The 17111-nt window shown below is 69.0% G+C and carries 15 protein-coding genes; 11 read left to right on the top strand and 4 right to left on the bottom strand.

Translation table 11 applies throughout. The annotated features are described in order from the left end of the window. Window positions 1-50: 50 nt before the first annotated feature. A complete protein-coding gene (locus ABNQ39_RS20135; RefSeq protein ID WP_376960020.1) occupies window positions 51-659 on the top strand; it encodes a transcriptional regulator in 609 nt (202 codons plus the stop codon). Between the two features lie 30 nt (window positions 660-689). Here the strand turns inward: ABNQ39_RS20135 and ABNQ39_RS20140 are convergent, their stop codons facing one another. Next, a complete protein-coding gene (locus tag ABNQ39_RS20140; protein ID WP_376960021.1) occupies window positions 690-1211 on the bottom strand; it encodes a helix-turn-helix domain-containing protein in 522 nt (173 codons plus the stop codon). Between the two features lie 651 nt (window positions 1212-1862). Between ABNQ39_RS20140 and fliF the strand changes: the two genes are divergently transcribed. From fliF to ABNQ39_RS20190, 10 genes are all read left to right on the top strand, one after another. Next, on the top strand, window positions 1863-3524 hold the full coding sequence (gene fliF / locus ABNQ39_RS20145; RefSeq protein ID WP_376960022.1) for a flagellar basal-body MS-ring/collar protein FliF: 1662 nt from the start codon (window positions 1863-1865) through the stop codon (window positions 3522-3524). A 62-nt stretch (window positions 3525-3586) separates the two neighbouring features. Then, on the top strand, window positions 3587-4363 hold the full coding sequence (locus ABNQ39_RS20150) for a FliH/SctL family protein (RefSeq protein WP_376960023.1): 777 nt from the start codon (window positions 3587-3589) through the stop codon (window positions 4361-4363). A gap of 34 nt (window positions 4364-4397) precedes the next feature. Continuing rightward, entirely contained in the window at window positions 4398-4715 is a 318-nt protein-coding gene (fliN, locus tag ABNQ39_RS20155) for a flagellar motor switch protein FliN (protein ID WP_098737805.1), read from the top strand. Then, window positions 4715-5653, top strand: coding sequence for a motility protein A (locus tag ABNQ39_RS20160; RefSeq protein ID WP_376960024.1), 939 nt, complete (start codon window positions 4715-4717; stop codon window positions 5651-5653). The genes fliN and ABNQ39_RS20160 overlap by 1 nt, the downstream gene beginning before the upstream one ends. A 4-nt stretch (window positions 5654-5657) precedes the next feature. Continuing rightward, window positions 5658-7202, top strand: a complete 1545-nt coding sequence (locus ABNQ39_RS20165; protein WP_376960025.1) for a sigma-54-dependent transcriptional regulator — start codon at window positions 5658-5660, stop codon at window positions 7200-7202. A 40-nt stretch (window positions 7203-7242) separates the two neighbouring features. Next, window positions 7243-9414: a flagellar biosynthesis protein FlhA gene (gene flhA / locus ABNQ39_RS20170; RefSeq protein ID WP_376960026.1), complete on the top strand. Its 2172-nt coding sequence runs from the start codon at window positions 7243-7245 to the stop codon at window positions 9412-9414. 46 nt (window positions 9415-9460) lie between these two features. Then, complete coding sequence (locus ABNQ39_RS20175; protein ID WP_376960027.1) at window positions 9461-10732, top strand: GTPase; 1272 nt, start codon at window positions 9461-9463, stop codon at window positions 10730-10732. Then, window positions 10729-11526: a MinD/ParA family protein gene (locus ABNQ39_RS20180; RefSeq protein WP_098737810.1), complete on the top strand. Its 798-nt coding sequence runs from the start codon at window positions 10729-10731 to the stop codon at window positions 11524-11526. The genes ABNQ39_RS20175 and ABNQ39_RS20180 overlap by 4 nt, the downstream gene beginning before the upstream one ends. Before the next feature lie 19 nt (window positions 11527-11545). Further along, window positions 11546-13432, top strand: a complete 1887-nt coding sequence (locus tag ABNQ39_RS20185) for a hypothetical protein (protein ID WP_376960028.1) — start codon at window positions 11546-11548, stop codon at window positions 13430-13432. Further along, window positions 13429-13782 carry a hypothetical protein gene (locus ABNQ39_RS20190; RefSeq protein ID WP_376960029.1) on the top strand — a complete coding sequence of 118 codons (354 nt, stop codon included), beginning with the start codon at window positions 13429-13431 and terminating at the stop codon, window positions 13780-13782. The genes ABNQ39_RS20185 and ABNQ39_RS20190 overlap by 4 nt, the downstream gene beginning before the upstream one ends. Window positions 13783-13992: 210 nt before the next feature. Here ABNQ39_RS20190 and ABNQ39_RS20195 read toward each other — a convergent pair whose 3' ends face one another. From ABNQ39_RS20195 to ABNQ39_RS20205, 3 genes are read right to left on the bottom strand one after another with little or no spacing between them, the layout of a single operon-like run. After that, window positions 13993-15312, bottom strand: a complete 1320-nt coding sequence (locus ABNQ39_RS20195; protein WP_376960030.1) for a radical SAM protein — start codon at window positions 15310-15312, stop codon at window positions 13993-13995. Further along, window positions 15309-16238 (bottom strand): radical SAM protein, encoded by a 930-nt coding sequence (locus tag ABNQ39_RS20200; RefSeq protein ID WP_376960031.1) that lies wholly within the window; start codon window positions 16236-16238, stop codon window positions 15309-15311. Before ABNQ39_RS20200 ends, ABNQ39_RS20195 begins: the two co-directional genes overlap by 4 nt. Beyond that, on the bottom strand, window positions 16214-16993 hold the full coding sequence (locus ABNQ39_RS20205) for a radical SAM protein (RefSeq protein WP_376960032.1): 780 nt from the start codon (window positions 16991-16993) through the stop codon (window positions 16214-16216). The genes ABNQ39_RS20200 and ABNQ39_RS20205 overlap by 25 nt, the downstream gene beginning before the upstream one ends. Between the last annotated feature and the right edge of the window lie 118 nt (window positions 16994-17111).

The raw sequence follows: 17111 nt of genomic DNA on the forward strand, positions 1-17111 counted from the left end.
CCGACGCGCGGTTGAGCGCGCTTCGGCCGATCTGCTAGAGATTCTAGACCATGAAGAAAGCAGCGCCGAAGCGGCGCGGCGGGTCGCCGCGCATCACCCATCCCGACCAGTTCGATCTGCTCGACGTGCCCGAGCCGACGGCGGTCATGATCACCTATTCGGGGCGCACCGTCGATCTGGAGAACCCGGACTTCGGCCCGTTCGACATCGAGGACATCGCCCGCCCGCTGGCCTACCAGTGCCGGTTCGTCGGCAACACCCAGCGCTTCTTCAGCGTTGCCCAGCATTGCGTGCTGGCCAGCCGGCTGGCGCCGGACGGCTACGCCTACGACGCGCTGATGCATGACAGCGAAGAGGCCTTCACCGGCGACTGGCCGACGCCGTGGAAGGTGCGGATCGGCCGCGACGCCATCCGGCAGGCGGTGGAGCCGATCAAGAGCGCGCTCGCCTTGCGCTTCGGCTTCCGCCATCCGGAGCCGAAAGCGGTCAAGCTGGCCGACCAGCGGGCGCTGGCGACCGAGCTGCGCGACCTCTGCGCGCCGCACCGCGTCAACTGGCGCGACCTGCCGGACCCCGACGAGGCCGCCATCGTGCCGCTCGGCCCGGAAGAGGCGCTGGCCGACTTCCTGGACCATTACCGGCGGCTGAAACCGGCCTGAAAGCGTCCGAGCGGTTTCCGGCAACGGGCCTCAGGCGTGGCCGCCCTGCTCCGCCCGGCGGCCACGGCCGCGCCTGGACGCCGACGCCCCGCTGGACGCCGTGCCGCCGGCAGCCGCACCGCCGTCGGCCTGCTGCTCGGCGCAGCGCTCGGCCAGTTCGCGGATGGCGGCCCGGATCTGCGGATCGCGGATGCTCTGAAAATAGCGGGCCAGCATCAGCGCCTCGCGCGATTGCAGGGTGTTCTCCTGCTCCTCGCCGCCGCCCGCCGCCGGAACCTCGCCGCCCTCGGCCGCCGGCTGGCGATTCTCCAGCCCTTCGAAGAAGACGGAGACGGGGACACGGAAGAACTGCCCCAGCTTGAACAGGCGGCTGGAGGACACGCGGTTGAAGCCGCGCTCGTACTTCTGCAATTGCTGGAAGGTCAGCCCCAGCGCCGAGGCGACGTCGCTCTGGCTGAGCCCTGCGAGCATGCGCAGTTCCCGCAGGCGCTGGCCGACGAACACATCGACCTCGTTCAGGCCTTCCTTCTTTTCGCGGCCACGCCGTTTCATAGCTCTTCCCCTTCGATCCTGTCCTGGTCCCGGCAGCCGATTCTTCCCGCTGCCGGCCGTGAGGCCGGTCAGCACCCGCCGGCCCGAAGGCCGGTCGGCACCCGCCGGCCGTGAAGCCGGTTGGCGCCCGCCTTGAAGCACCGCTTCCGGCGGCCGAGCCTGGAAACACCTCGCCGGGAAGACGAATCGGCCGATTTCGGGCATGGAATGCAACTCAGCTATGATCGGGTGCCGCCGATGTCAACCTTGGCTGGACCAGATACCTCTTTTGGGCAGGCGCCTGTTCGCGGGAATCGGCCTGTTGGTCATAGGACCGCACTCTTCTCGCGTATTGAGCGGTATGATTTTACCGAAAGTCGCGCAATCGGTGTCGTGCCGCCCATGCCGAGGTTTGACTGCGGCATTGTGACCCAAGGTTGCGGAACCCGCTGTGGCGCCGCGGTCGCAGGGCTGCAACATTTGCGGGGCACTAGGCATATTTTGCCGGGCGCCCGGCAAAAACTGCCGCCGATTAACCCTCTCTTCATCAAGACGCCGCAGCATGCCCCAACGTAGGCAAGCCCGGCGCGGAACTTGCAGAAACCGTCTCGCAACCGCGAACGGAGACTGTGTGGAGACCATGCCGGAAAGACTTCCGATCGGGGACCGCGCGTGAACAACCTGCTGCAGACCTTGCGCAATCTCGGGCCCGCCCGCCTCGCGGCGATCGGCGGCGTCGGGCTCTTGCTGATCGGATTCTTCGTCTATCTGACCACCCGGCTCTCCACGCCGGAGATGGAGCTTCTCTATTCCGAACTCCAGCAGACGGAAGCGGCGGCCATCGCCAAGAAGCTGGACGAGGCCAAGGTCCCCTACACCGTCGACAAGTCCGGCACCAAGATCATGGTCCCGGCCGATCAGGTCGGGCCGATGCGCATGCGCATGGCGGCCCAGGGCCTGCCGTCCGGCGGTTCGGTCGGCTACGAGCTGTTCGACAAGGGCGAAGGCTTCGGCGCCACCAGCTTCATGCAGAACATCAACCACCTGCGCGCGCTGGAAGGCGAGATGGCGCGCACGGTGCAGACGCTGAACGGCGTGCAGCAGGCCCGCGTCCATCTGGTGCTGCCCAAGCGCGAGCTGTTCGCCCGCCAGCAGAACCCGGCGACCGCCAGCGTCTTCCTGAAGCTGCGCCCCGGCGCCCAGCTGAGCCGCGAGAACATCCAGGCGATCCAGCAGCTGATCGCCGCCTCGGTGCCGAACCTCGACCCCGGCCGCATCTCCATCGTCGACGACAAGGGCAAGCTGCTGGCCCGCGGCACCGGCAACGACAGCGCCGAGGCGATGGCGGCCAACGCGGACGAGAAGAAGCAGGCCTATGAGGGCCGGCTGGCCCGCACCGTCGAGGATCTGCTGGGCCGCACGCTGGGCTACGGCAAGGTCCGGGCGGAGGTGTCCGCCGACCTCGACTTCGACCGCATCACCACCCAGTCGGAAATCTTCGATCCGGAAAGCCAGGTCGTCCGCTCGACCCAGACCGTCAACGAATCGAACGAGAGCAGCGACCGCGACCCGCTGGCTCCGGTCACGGTGGACCAGAACCTGCCGACGGCGCAGGCGAGCAGCAGCGCCAGCCCGCTGTCCTCGAACAAGTCGAACCGCGCCGAAGAGACGATCAACTACGAGATCACCAAGACCACCAAGTCGCATGTCCGCGAGGCCGGTCAGGTCCGCCGCCTGTCGGTGGCCGTGCTGGTGGACGGCACCTACCAGCTCTCCAAGGACGCACCGCCGGCCTACCAGCCGCGCAGCGAGCAGGAGATCGAGAGCATCAAGGCGCTGGTGCGGTCCGCCGTCGGGCTGGACGCCGTGCGCGGCGACTCGCTGGAGGTGATCAACATGCGCTTCTGGTCGCCCGAGGACGACATCCAGAAGCCGGAAGAGCTGTTCATGGGCATGACCAAGGACGACCTGTTCCGCATCGCGGAGATGGTGGTCCTGGGCATCGTCGCCGTCCTCATCATCCTGCTGGTCATCCGCCCGCTGATCTCCCGCGCCTTCGAGAAGGCGGAGATGCAGGAGGAGGACGAGATGGACCGCCTGCTGAGCGATCAGGCCGGCATGCCGGCCGCGCTCGCCGCCCCCACCGGCGCGCTGGCCCAGGATCTGGCGCTGGAGGCGGCGCAGGCCGACGAGGAGCTGGAGCAGATGATCGACATCAACCGGGTGGAAGGCCGCGTCCGTGCGTCCTCCCTGCGCAAGGTCGGCGAGATCGTCGACAAGCATCCGGAAGAGGCGGTCTCCATCCTGCGCAACTGGCTGTATCAGGAGAGCTGAGCGATGCCGGCCTCCAAACCCACACCGCTTGAGGCCACCTTGTCCGCAGGGGGATCGCGGCGATGAGCGTGCGCAAATTCCTCTTCGACGAGTCCTTCGACGTGGACGCCGTCCCCCGCATGACCCATGTGGAGGACGACGACCTGCTGCCCGAGGACGAGCTGTCGGCCATGCCGGCGCCCGAGCCGGAACCGGAACCGCCGCCGGCCCCGACCTTCGGCGAGGCGGAGTTGGCCGCCGCCCGCGCCCAGGGCTATGACGAGGGCATGGCCGCCGGCAAGTCGGAAGGGACCGCCGCGGGCTATGGCAAGGGATTCACCGACGGCATGGCCGCCGGCCAGAACACCGGGTACGAGCGCGGCAAGACGGAGATCGAGGCGACGGTGAACGCCCGCATCGCCAACGCGCTCTCCCAGATCGCCGACGGGGTGGCCCGTCTGCTGGCGGCGCACGAGGCGGGCAACGCCGCGCGCAGCGAACAGCCGGTCCATCTGGCGCTCGCCATCGTCCGCAAGCTGTTGCCCGAATGGGCGCGGCGCGGCGGCATGGTCGAGGTGGAGGGAATGGTCCGCGCCTGCCTGACCGACCTGATCGACGAGCCGCGGCTGGTCATCCGGGTGGCGGAGGACACGATGGGGCTGGTGCGCGACCATCTCGACGAGACGGTCGGGTCGCGCGGCTTCGGAGCGAAGCTGATGGTGATCGGCGATCCGTCGGTCGCTCCCGGCGGCTGCCGCATCGAATGGGCCGAGGGCGGCGTGGAGCGGGACACCGCCCAGCTGCTGGACGAAATCGAACGCCGCGCGGCGCACATGCTGGAGGCTCCGGCCCCCGTCTAAGGGGTGACCGGAATGAGGGAGGTCCGAGACCGACATGCCGAGCGACAATTTCTCGCTGAACGATCTGCACGGCGGCGATGGCGACGACTATGCCAGCCCCGGAATCACCAAGGATCTGGAGGCGGTGTACGACATCCCCGTCCAGATTTCCGCGGTGCTGGGCAAATCGACCATGCAGGTGGCGCAGCTGCTGAAGCTGGGCCGCGGCGCCGTGGTGGAGCTGGACCGCAAGGTCGGCGAGGCCATCGACATCTACGTCAACAACCGTCTGGTCGCCCGCGGCGAGGTGGTGGTGGTGGAAGACCGGCTGGGCGTGACCATGACGGAAATCATCAAGTCGGACCGCGGCTGATGGCGGTGTCGTCCGACACCGGCGGCGCCCGCGCCAAGGCCGCCTCCGGCGGCGGCACCCGTGCCGCGGCGCAGGGCGAGCCGGCGGCGGCAGGCAATCCCACCGGCGCGACCGCGCCGGGGCGGAGCGTGCGGCTGCGCGGCGGGCTGGACGTGGCGACGCTGGTCGGGCTGGCGGCGGCGGCCGGGGTGATCCTGATCGCCATCACCACCGGCGGGTCGGCGCGTGCCTTCCTCGATCCGCCGTCGCTGCTGATCGTGCTGGGCGGGACGCTGGCGGTCACCACCGCCTCCTTCTCGCTGGGCGACGTGGCGGTGGCCTGGAAGAACGCCGCGGCGGTGCTGGTCCACCAGACGCTCGACCCCAAGGGCGTGGCGCGGCAGGTCCTGCTGCTGGCCGAGGCCGCCCGCAGGGCCGGGCCGGAGACCCTGCGCAACGTCCTGCCGGAACTGCGCGCCGAACCCTTCCTGCACCGCAGCGTCACCCTGATCACCGAGGGGCTGCCGCCCGACGCCATCGAGCGGATGCTGACCGGCGAGGTCGAGGCGACCGCCGGCGGCCACGGCAAGAGCGCCGGCGTGCTGCGCCGCGCCTCGGAAGTGGCGCCCGCCATGGGCCTGATCGGCACGCTGGTCGGGCTGGTGCAGATGCTGGGCAGCCTGAGCGACCCGTCGGCCATCGGCCCGGCGATGGCTCTGGCTCTGCTGACGACCTTCTACGGGGCCGTGCTCGGCAACGTCGTCCTGTCCCCGCTCGCCGCCAAGGTGGAGCGGGCGGCGGAGGAGGACGCGCTGGTCAAGACCCTCTATACCATCGGCGCCGTGTCCATCGCGCGCCAGGAGAATCCGCGGCGTCTGGAGATGCTCCTGAACGCCGTCCTGCCGCCTGGAAAGCGGATCCAGTATTTCGACCGGGAAGCCCCGAGAGTGGGAGCGTAAGGCTATGCGTCTGCTGATCGTTGGAACGTTGGAAGGCTACATCACCGCCGCCGGCAAGATCGCCATGAAGCGGGGGGCCAAGGTGTCGCACACCGACAGCATCGAAGGGGCGCTGACCGCCTTGCGTGCCGCCGCCGGTGCCGATCTGGTGATGATCGACGTCAAGCTGGACATCGCGACCTTCATCGACAGCCTGAAGTCGGAGCGCATCACCATCCCGGTGGTCGCCTGCGGCATCGGCACCGATGCGGCCGCCGCCGTGCGCGCCATCCGCGCCGGCGCCAAGGAGTATCTGCCGCTGCCGCCCAATGCCGAGCTGATCGCCGCGGTGCTGGAGGCGGTGGCCGAGGAAAGCCACTCCATCGTGTGCAGCGACCCGGCGATGCTGGCGACACTGCGGTTGGCCGAGCAGGTGGCGCCCAGCGACGCCTCGGTGATGATCACCGGCGAGAGCGGCACCGGCAAGGAGCTGATGGCCCGCTTCATCCACCGCAAGAGCCGGCGCTCCGGCGAGCCGTTCGTCGCGGTGAACTGCGCCGCGATCCCGGAGAATTTGCTGGAATCGGAGCTGTTCGGCCACGAGAAGGGCGCCTTCACCGGCGCCGTCGCCCGGCGGCTCGGCAAGTTCGAGGAAGCGAACAACGGCACCCTGCTGCTGGACGAGCTGTCGGAGATGCACCCCAGGCTCCAGGCCAAGCTGCTGCGCGCCATCCAGGAGAAGGAGATCGACCGCATCGGCTCCAGCCAGCCGGTGAAGGTCAATGTCCGCCTGATCGCCACCTCCAACCGCAATCTGGAGGCGGAGGTCCGCTCCGGCAATTTCCGCGAGGATCTGTATTTCCGCCTGAACGTGTTCAGCGTGGCGATCCCCAGCTTGCGCGAACGCCCGGCCGACATCCCGATGATCGCCGAGCATTTCCTGAAGAAGTATGCTGAGGCCAACGGTCTGGGCGACAAGCGCCTGACCGAGGACGCCATGCTGATGCTGAAGACGCATCACTGGCGCGGCAACGTGCGCGAGCTGGAAAACACCATGCACCGCGCCGTCCTGCTGTCGCGCGGCGAAGAGGTCGGACCGGAAGCGATCATGCTGACCAGCAAGATGCTGGCCCCGGAAGGCAGCGCCCAGGCCTCCATCCCGTCGGATTCGCCGGTCGCCAACCCGTTCGCCGGCCCCGGCGGCACGGTTCCGGCCGCCGCCCCGAGCCAGCCGGCCCCGCCGGCCCAGCCGGGCGGGCTGCCGACCAGCTACGGCCCGCCCAAGGGCGGCAAGCCCGGCCCCTACGGCATGGCCGCCAACAGCAGCGCCGCGGCTGCCGCCAACGCGGGCACCAGCGGCGCCGGTCTGGCGGCGCTGATCGGCCGCACGGTGGCCGACGTCGAGCGCGACCTGATCCTGGAGACGCTGACCCACTGCCTGGGCAACCGCACCCACGCCGCCAACATCCTGGGCATCTCGATCCGCACGCTCCGCAACAAGCTGAAGCAGTATGGCGACGAGGGCCGCAGCGTGCCGACCCCGGGCAACGACGAACGGGCGACGGCCTGATTCCCGTCCGGGACCGGGACCTTGAGCGGCGGGAGCATCCATGGCGCTGACGGAGCATAATGGCGGCGGCGGGGGCGGCGGTCCCGGCAACATGGCCGCCTTCGGCGAGATGTGGGCGGTCACCAAGGCGTCGCTGAAGCGCGGCGACGTGGCGATGGCCATCGGCATCCTGATCGTCGTGGTCGGGCTGATCATGCCGCTGCCCGCCGTCATGCTCGACATGATGCTGGGGCTGAACGTCACCATCTCCATCCTGATCCTGATGGTGGTGCTGTTCATCGAGAAGCCGCTCCAGCTGTCGTCATACCCGACGATCCTGCTGATCACCACGCTGCTGCGCCTGTCGCTGAACATGGCCTCGACGCGCCTGATCCTGACGCAGGGGCATGAGGGGACGTCGGCCGCCGGCCATGTGATCGAGGCCTTCGCCAGCCTCGTCATGGGCGGCGATTTCGTCATCGGCGTGATCATCTACGCCATCCTGACCATCGTGAACTTCAAGGTCATCACCGCCGGTTCGGGCCGCATCGCCGAAGTGGCGGCGCGCTTTACCCTCGACGCCATGCCCGGCAAGCAGATGGCCATCGACGCCGACCTGTCGGCCGGCATGATCGAGGAAAGCACGGCGCGGGCGCGGCGCAAGGAGCTGGAGGACGAAAGCGCCTTCTTCGGCTCGATGGACGGTGCGTCAAAGTTCGTGAAGGGCGACGCGGTCGCCGGCCTGATGATCATGTTCATCAACATCATCGGCGGCGTGACCATCGCGGTGCTGCGCCACGACATGCCGGTGATGACGGCGCTGGACACCTTCACCAAGCTGACCATCGGCGACGGCCTGGTGTCGCAGATCCCGGCGCTGGTGATCTCGATCTCCGCCGGCTTCCTGGTGTCGAAGGCCGGCATGGGCGGCTCCACCGACAAGGCGGTGATCGGCCAGCTGACCGGCCACAGCCAAGCGCTGGCGCTGTCGGCCGGCGCCGTCGGCGTGCTGGCCCTGCTGCCGGGCATGCCGATCCTGACGCTGGCCCCGGTCATCGGCGCGGTGGGCTTCGCCGCCTGGTACATGCCGCGCCTGCGCGCCAAGAAGGAGGCGGAAGAGGCCGCGGCGGCGGAGGAAGCTGCGGCGGCCGGGGCGGGCGGCGGCGGCATGCCGGGCGCCGGTCCGGCACCGGACGAGCCGATCGCCACGGCGCTCGCCATCGACCTGATCCGGCTGGAGCTGGGCTACGGCCTGCTGTCGCTGATCAACCAGCCCCAGGCCGGCAGCCACCGGCTGACCGACCAGATCAAGGGGCTGCGCCGGCAGATCGCCGGCGAGGTCGGCTTCGTCATGCCGGCGGTGCGCATCCAGGACAATTTGCAGCTTCCGCCCAACACCTACATCATCCGCATCAAGGAGATCGAGGCCGGGCGCGGCGACATCCGGCCCAACATGCTGTTGGTGATGGACCCGCGCGGCGACGCCATGAGCCTGCCCGGCGAGCAGACGGTGGAGCCGACCTTCGGCCTGCCCGCCATCTGGATCGAGCCGGGATACCGCGAGGAGGCTCTGTTCAAGGGCTACACCGTGGTCGATCCGTCGACCGTGGTGACCACCCACCTGACCGAGCTGATCAAGGACAACATGCCGGAGCTGCTGTCCTTCACCGAGACGCAGAAGCTGCTGGACGAGACCGACAAGGAACACCAGAAGCTGATCGCCGACGTGGTGCCCGGACAGATCACTGTGGGCGGCCTGCAACGGGTGTTGCAGAATCTCCTTGCCGAACGGGTTTCGATCCGGGATCTTCCCACGATATTGGAAGGGGTATCCGAAGCGACCAGCCAGACCCGCAGCATCACCCAGATCACCGAGCATGTGCGCTCCCGCCTCGCCCGGCAGATCTGCGACGCGAACACCAACGAGATGGGCTTCATCCCGCTCGTCACCCTGTCGCCCGAATGGGAGCAGGGCTTCGCGGAATCGCTGGTGGGCGACGGCGACGACCGGCAGCTGACGATGGCCCCGTCCCGCCTGCAACAGTTCATCACCTCCGTCCGCCAAACCTTCGAGCGACATGCCATGATGGGCGAGAGTCCCGTACTGTTGACCAGCCCGCTGATCCGTCCGTTCGTCCGCTCGATCGTCGAGCGGTTCCGGCCGGCGACCGTGGTCATGTCGCAGAACGAGATCCACCCGAAGGCCCGCATCAAGACGCTGGGGCAGATCTGATGGCGCGCGGCGTTCCCACCCCCTTAGCTGACGGAAGGCGCTGCCGATGCGGCTGAAGTCCTTCCACGCCAAGACCATGTCCGACGCCATGCGGATGGTGCGCCAGTCGCTGGGCGACGACGCCATCATCGTCGCCACGCGCGAGGAGGAAGGCGGCGGCGTGCGCGTGACGGCGGCGGTGGAAGAGGACGACCTGCCGCCGGCCCCGGCATCCGGTTCCGCGCGCGGCGGCCGCGGCAGGGCACCGGCCAAGCCGGTCGAACCCGAGATCGACGTGGGCGAGGTGGTGGCCGACGCCCTGCAACGCCACGGCGTGCCGGCGTCGCTGGCCGAACAGCTGATCGACGCGGCCTCCGGGCTGGACACCGAGGATCCGCGGCTGGCCCTGGGCTCGGCGCTCGATTCCTATTTCACCTTCAACCCGCTGCCCGACGGCCGGTCGCCGGTGAAGCCGCTGGCGCTGGTCGGCCCGCCGGGGTCCGGCAAGACGCTGGTCGCGGCCAAGCTGGCGGCGCGCGCCGTCTTCCGGAAATGCTCGGTCGGCGTCATCACCACCGACACGGTGCGGGCCGGCGGCGTGGACCAGCTGGCCGCCTTCACCCGGCTGATGAAGCTGAAGCTGGCGACGGTGGAGGATCCCGACGCGCTGGCCGGCGCCTTCGAGGTGCATCGCCGGACCGATCTGGTCCTGGTCGACACCGCCGGGCGCAACCCGTTCGACGCCGAGGACATGCAGGACCTGCGCGCCATGCTGTCCGCCGGCGAGGTGGAGCCGATCCTGGTGCTGCCCGCCGGGCTCGACGCGCTGGAGGCCGCCGACATGGCGATGGCCTTCAAGGCGGTGGGCGTGCGGCGCATGCTGGTCACCCGGCTGGACATTGCGCGCCGGCTGGGCAGTGTCCTTGCCATCGCCGCGCGGGCCCGGCTGTCCTTCTGCGACGCCAGCATCTCGTCCAAGGTGGCGGAGGGGCTGACCGCGCTGAACCCGCTGGCGCTCGCCCGCATGATGATCCCGGCCGAGGAGAAGGCGCCCGCCGTCAAGGAATCGGCGCCGCGACGTTCCGCCCGGAGCACAGGCTGGGACGAGGACGACGACGAGGGCCATCAGGACCACGAGCCGGATCGCACCCCCGAGCGCAAGCCGAGCTTCGGTCGGGGGTATGAGCCGGAGGACGAGGAACCGGAGATCGAGCCGGCACCGCCGCCGCCACCACCGCGCAGGGCCGCCGCGGCAGCCAAGCCGACGAAACCCGCAACCGCAAAACCCGCAACCAAGGCTAAAGCCGCCAGTTCCCCCTCGTCGAGGACCCTGCCATGACCGATCCGGTGTTCCCGGCCGCCCTAAAGAACGTTCGCCCGCTGCGCGGCGCCAACGTCATCGCCGTGGCCAGTGGAAAGGGCGGCGTCGGCAAGACGTGGTTCTCGATCACGCTCAGCCACGCCCTGACCAAGGCGGGCATGAACACCCTGCTGTTCGACGGCGATCTCGGACTCGCCAACGTCGACATCCAGCTGGGATTCTCGCCCAAGAACGACCTGGGCGCCGTCATCAACGGCGAGGTGACGCTGGCCAAGGCGGCGCAGCGCTTCGCCGACACCGGCTTCGACATCATCGCCGGCCGTTCGGGCTCGGGCACGCTGGCGCAGCTGCCGAGCCAGCGCCTGTCGTCCTTGCGCAACGACCTGCTGGAGCTGGCGCGGAGCTATGACCGGGTGGTGATGGACATGGGCGCCGGCGTCGACCGCACGGTGCGCACCCTGTCGGGTCCGGCCGGCATCACGCTGGTGGTGACGACGGACGAGCCGACCTCGCTGACCGACGCCTATGCCTTCATCAAGCTGACCCATGCGACCAACCCGTCGGCCGACCTGCGGATCGTGGTGAACATGGCGCAGAGCGTGAAGGACGGCGAGCGGACCTACGGCACCATCCTGAAGGCCTGCCAGAACTTCCTGAAATACAAGCCGGCGCTGGCGGGCATCATCCGCCGCGACCTGAAGGTGCGCGACGCCATCCGCAACCAGACCCCGCTGCTGACCCGCTCGCCCGCCAGCGACGCAGCCCGCGACGTCGAAGCGATCGTGCAGCGGCTGCTCGCCAGCGCCCGGTAACCGGCCGGGACGGGTGGGCATGGGCGGGGCGATCCCACCGTCGGTCACGCCGGCCGCCGCCACCGCTGCGGCAGCCCCCGCCACGCCCGCCCCCGTCACCGCCGAGGCCACGGTCGTCCAGCTTCCCGAACGGCTGCCGGAGGTCACCCGCCCGGTGGTGCTGACCGGCACCGTCGCCGGCCAGACGCCGGAGGGGCTGACCCGCGTGCGCACCGCGGTGGGCGAGCTGCTGCTCGACAGCGCGGTGGAACTGCCGCCAGACAAGCCGGTCACCGTGCAGCTGACCCCCGGCAGCACGGCCCCGACGGGCGCCCCGGCCACGGCGCTGCCGGGCAAGCCGACGGCGCTGATCCTGCTGCAGTCGCTGGCGAGCCCGGCCACGCCGCAGAACGCCGGGCAGGCTGGCGGAGCGACGCCGACCCCGGCGGTGGGCAGCGGCGCGACACCCGCCGTCCTGTTGCCGCCCACCCCGACGCCAACCACCCTCCCGACCAATCTGCCGCCGCTGCTGCCGGGCACCGTCGTGCCGGCGCTGGTGCTGGCCGGCGGGTCGGGCGCCAAGCTGCCGACCGCCGCCGCGCCGCCGGCACAGCCCGCTCCCACGGCACCGGCCCCCGCCACCCCAACGGGAGTCGCGAAGCCGGAGGCTCCGGCCGCCGGGACGCCTGCCGCGGCGACGGGCGGACCCTCCACGCCCGCCCCCCCGACCATGGGCAGCGGCAGCGCCACCTTCGGCACACCGGTCCAGCTCGGCGGCAACGCGGCCCATCCCGGCGCCGAGACGCCGGCGGCACCCACTCCGCCCGGCTCCAACGCATCGGGCTCGACCCCACCGGGGGAAGCCGCCGGGAATCCCGAACCACCCGACCTGCCGCGCGGCGCCACGGTCGCGCTGAAGATCCTGACGATCACCCCACCGCCACAACAGCCCCAGCAGCCGGGCAATCCGGGGGCGAACAACCCGGAGGCCAACGGGCGCAACCAGCAGGCGGGCAGACAGGCCGCCGCTCTGCCGACGCCGCAGGCCGACGAGCCGGCCCTGCCGCCCGACACCCCCATCCTGCGCGGCACGGTGGCCGGCAGCACGCCGCAGGGCCAGCCGATCCTGGCAACTAGGCAGGGCATGCTGGCGCTGAACGTTCCGGCCAGCCTGCCGCAAGGGGCCACGGTGACGGCGGCGCTGGCCGACCTCGCCCGCGCGACCCAGGCGGCGGCCCCCACCCTGCCCGGCCCGCCGGGGCCGCTGGACGGGCGCGACTGGCCGGCGATGCGGCAGCTGATGGCGACTCTGGCAGCGGCCGATCCGGCGGCGGCCAAGGCGATGCTGGCGACGATGCCGCAGCCGAACCGCAAGCTGACCGCGGCGCTGGGCTTCTTCCTGTCTGCGATGCGCGGCGGCGACGCGCAGGGCTGGCTGGGCGACGATGCCGCCTCCGCCCTCGACAAGGCGGGGCGGCGCGACCTGCTGGAGCGGCTGGAGAAGGATTTCGACGGGCTGCGCCGCGAGGCGGCGGAACCGCTGCCAGGCGACTGGCGCAGCTACACCATCCCGCTGATGGACGCGAACGGGCCGAAGCCGATCAGGCTGCATGTCCACCCGTTGCAGGAGGATGAGGAAAGCGGCGGCGGCGAGCGGTCGAAGCCCGGCAGCCGCTTCGTCATCGACCTCGACCTCAGCCGCTTCGGGCCGATGCAGCTGGACGGTCTGGTGCGGCCAAACCATTTCGACCTGATCCTGCGCAGCCATGCCGCCCTGCCGCCGGAGCTGCGGGTCGAGCTGATCCAGATTTTCGCCGACAGCGTGCGGGCCGTCGGCTACACCGGCGGCCTGTCCTTCCAGTCGGGCGCGCGCAGCTGGGTGAAGCTGACCCGCGCCGGCCAAGCCGGTCTGGGGGTGTCGGCATGAGGCGGGAGCGTCTGTCCACCCGCCCCTCCCCCGACGCCCGCCACGATTTCCTGGTGGAGCTGCGCGGCGAACCGCTGCCGGGGGTGCGGCTGACCCTGCGGCTGGTGCCCGACCTGCTGGTGCCCGATCCGGCGTCGGTCGTGGCCTATCTGGCGGAGTTCGCCGGCTTTGGCGACGGGTTGGAGGCGCTGGCCGTCGCCATTCTAGACGACGTCAACAACGAGCTGGTCCCGCGCTGGGTCGAGGTGGCGGTGGAGAGCGACGCCCCCCTGCCCCACCGCGTGGTGATCGAGGACCGGCAGCCGACCTGGGACAACCCGTCGCTGCTGGGGCGGCTGCGCCGCCTCTGAAGCAGGCTCATGCCGGTGAGAGCAGGTGCTGGCTACGCTCACCGGTAAGGGCCATGACTGCGGCCCCTCAGGTCCATGCCTGCGACGGCGATGCTGCCGGATGACAGCGCCCGCCATGGCCGCACGCTTCGGACCACACCGCCTCCGGCCGATCCGGCTCAGGTCATTTTGGATGGGAAAAGGCGGGATTCCTCCAGCACGGACAGCATCTCAAAACCGTGCGGGGGTCTTGGCGGTGCTGGTGAACTGCGCCAGATGACAGCCGCCCCGGCAGATTGCCAGAGCGGGGCACGAACCACAGGAGCGCTCGTTCCGTTCCAAGGCCGCCACCGCGGATGGCTGCACCGAGTCCCGCCACAATGCCGGTAGGGACGCCCCCGGCTGGGACAGGTCCCCCAGATAGCGGTCGGAATGAGGGCAGATCCGCAGCTTGCCGTCGTGGGAAACGGAAGCCCAATTGATCCCAGCGGCACAATGCGGAACCAGATACTTTTCCCGGAGCTTCAGAACATCAGAATCGGTCAGGGGAGCAAGCGGTTCGCTCAAACAGAAGCGGGGGGAACAGGGGAACTGGACCCTGGGCAGGCTGCCCTCGTCCTCCTGCTCGAGTTGCGCGATCAGATCGGCAAGGATCCCCTCCGGCGGTGCGAGTTCCTCGTCCCGGCGCCCGGTGGGAACGTAGCGCATCAGGCGGAACTCCCGCCCGCCCATCGACTTGACGGTCTTCAAGACATCCAGGACATCGGAGACATTGCCGCTGGTGACGGTCATCTCCACGACCACCTCCAGTCCATTGTCGATGGCCGCTCCGATGGCGTTCATCGTGCGCCGCCAGCTTCCCTTCCGGAGGGTCAGGGCATCATGGCTCGGCTCGTTGCCGTGGAGGGAAAGCATAACCTCCCGCACGTTCCAGTCCTTCCACCGGCGCGCGGTTTCCCGGTTCAGCGTGCGTCCATTGGTGAACAGGACCTGATACAGCCCCAAGGCGGCGCCGTGCGTGAGAATACGGTCGAACTCCGGGTGCATGGTCGGTTCGCCGCCGCTGTACCGGACACGCAGCACGGTCATGCCGGCCGCCGAATCCAGGACCGAGCAGGCCAGATCGGCGGGCAGGTGGATGGTCTCGGGCGGCTTCTGCCCCGGACGTTTCGCTTTCCAGACGTTGTAGCAGAAGCTGCAGGCCCAATCGCAGTGACGGGTCAGCTCCAGTTCCAGTGCGAAGGGAGCCGCCGGGGGTTTGCCCAGCGCCTTTTCCGGATCGGGGCCACCGGTCCCGGTGCTCGTCCCGTCAGCCGAGGCCTCCCTCAACTGACACAGCAGGTCGTTGATGTCGGCCTCGATCTCCGCGGCCGGAACATCGTAGGTCGATGCCATGCGCGCGGCGACTGCGCTCACCCCGACGCCTTCGACCAGCTCACGCACCATCTCGTCGGCTATGGGGTCCAATGCCTGCCGGAGCCCCGTGGCCGGCTCGAACAGCAGCGCCGCGTCGCCCCGATAGACGTAACGGTCGAGAAAAAGAGTGGTCATGTCGTCAGACATCCTTGGTCGTGCGCCGTTACCCAGCAGCCGGACCGGCACAGGTGAAGATAGTTGCAGCCGCCGCAGCGGGCTTCCTCCAGCGTAAACGCCGCGAGCTTGGCCTTGCGCTCCAGTGCCTCGCCCCATGCCACGGCGAGAGGAACATCCCATTGGGCCTGCAGCCTGCTGCCGCGATCGCGTTCGATCATCAGGCATGATACCGCCTGGCCCATCGCATTCATCGACAGCAGGTCGTCCTGCGCCCCGTCGCACGGTATTGAAACGGTCAGGCTATGCGTGAGAGAGATCGGCAAATCCGGAGTCCGCATGTCCAGATAGCGGCCGGTCTCCAGCGCGGTGTCACGATCGAGCAGAAGGTCCGCCCCCGCATTGCCGGCCATCTGGGTCGGCTCAAAATCGGCGGACGCGCTCATCTCAACCGCCCAGTCCACCATGGCGCCCACCTCGCCGGCATTGATCCGGTTGATGCAGAACCGCAGCGAGAACCGAATGCCGGCCGCCTGCATCGCGGCCAGCGACCGGCGCAGGCGGGCATGCGTGCCGGAGCCGCGGATGGCGTCGATGGTGGTGGCACTGGCGCCATCGAGGCTGATGTTGCAATGGAAGCGCGTGTCCGCCAGCCGAGCCAGGATCGGCGGACGGGACAGGATGACGCCATTGGTGGAAATGTTGATCCGCTGGAAACCGCCACGCGCGGCGGCATCCATGATGTAGACGAACTTGGGATGCGTGGTCGGTTCGCCGCCGGTAAGATCCAGAATCTCCACGCCCAGCGCATCCGCCTCGGCGATGCGCTTGAAAATGCCGTCGACCGGAGCGTGTCCACCCTGCTTGTCGCCCAGATAACAATGGCCGCAGTTCAGATTGCAACTCTCGGTCAGCGACAGCTTCAGCCGCCGATAGGGCGATGGCATGGCTTGGCCTCATTTGTCAGACGGTTGCGGGCAATCCGGATGCGGTCTGCCGTCTCATGGTCGCAATAAAACACGCTTACATTGTGATATCCGCCATGCCTGGCGAGTGATGCCGCCGCCTCGGCACAGCCGGCAATCCGGTGGCCGGCCAGCGAAAAACCCCGCTTTTCCAGCCAATCGCGGTTTTCACGGGTGACTTCCACCTCGTTCAGGTTCACCCGATGCAGCCCCATACCGGGCATCGCCTCGATCAGCCGGCGCATGCGTTCTGAAAATTCTGTCCCAGGCAGGCAGGGTACCTCGCAGATCGCCTCGACCGCCAATCCGGCGAACTTCGCGAAGATGCGGGGCGACTGGTTGTTCACACGGAACTCGTTCACACCGGCCGCCACCGCCTCCTCCAACAGGGTGCGGGAAGAGGCAACCCCGTTGGTATAGAGGTGAATGTGGAAGCCGGGACCGCGGGCGGCCCGCAAGGCGCCAACCAGGGCCAGGAGCCGTTGCGGAAACAGCAGCGCCTCTCCGCCGGAAATCGCCACGCCACGCAGTTCGGACCTGCCGGCGACATCGTCGACCAACCGTTCCATGGAAGACGGGTCAATTTCCGTTCCGGCCAGTTCCATGACGTCCCGACCGAATTTTTCGGCTGGAACCGGGCAGAACCCGCAGGAAAGATTGCAACGAAAGGTCAGGTGAATCTGAGCTTTCGCACCGTCAATGCAGTGGCGGCAGCCGGTGGGGGGGTGTGCCAGCATGCTGGAAAAGAGGCCCCCGGACGAGCCGGGGACCTCCCTCACCGTTAGGCGCACTGGCTGGACGAAGTCTTGGACGACTTGATCGAGGGCTTGACGTACTTCATGGCACTATCCTTTC

The sequence above is a fragment of the Azospirillum sp. A26 genome (assembly GCF_042604635.1).
GTDB lineage: Bacteria > Pseudomonadota > Alphaproteobacteria > Azospirillales > Azospirillaceae > Azospirillum > Azospirillum palustre.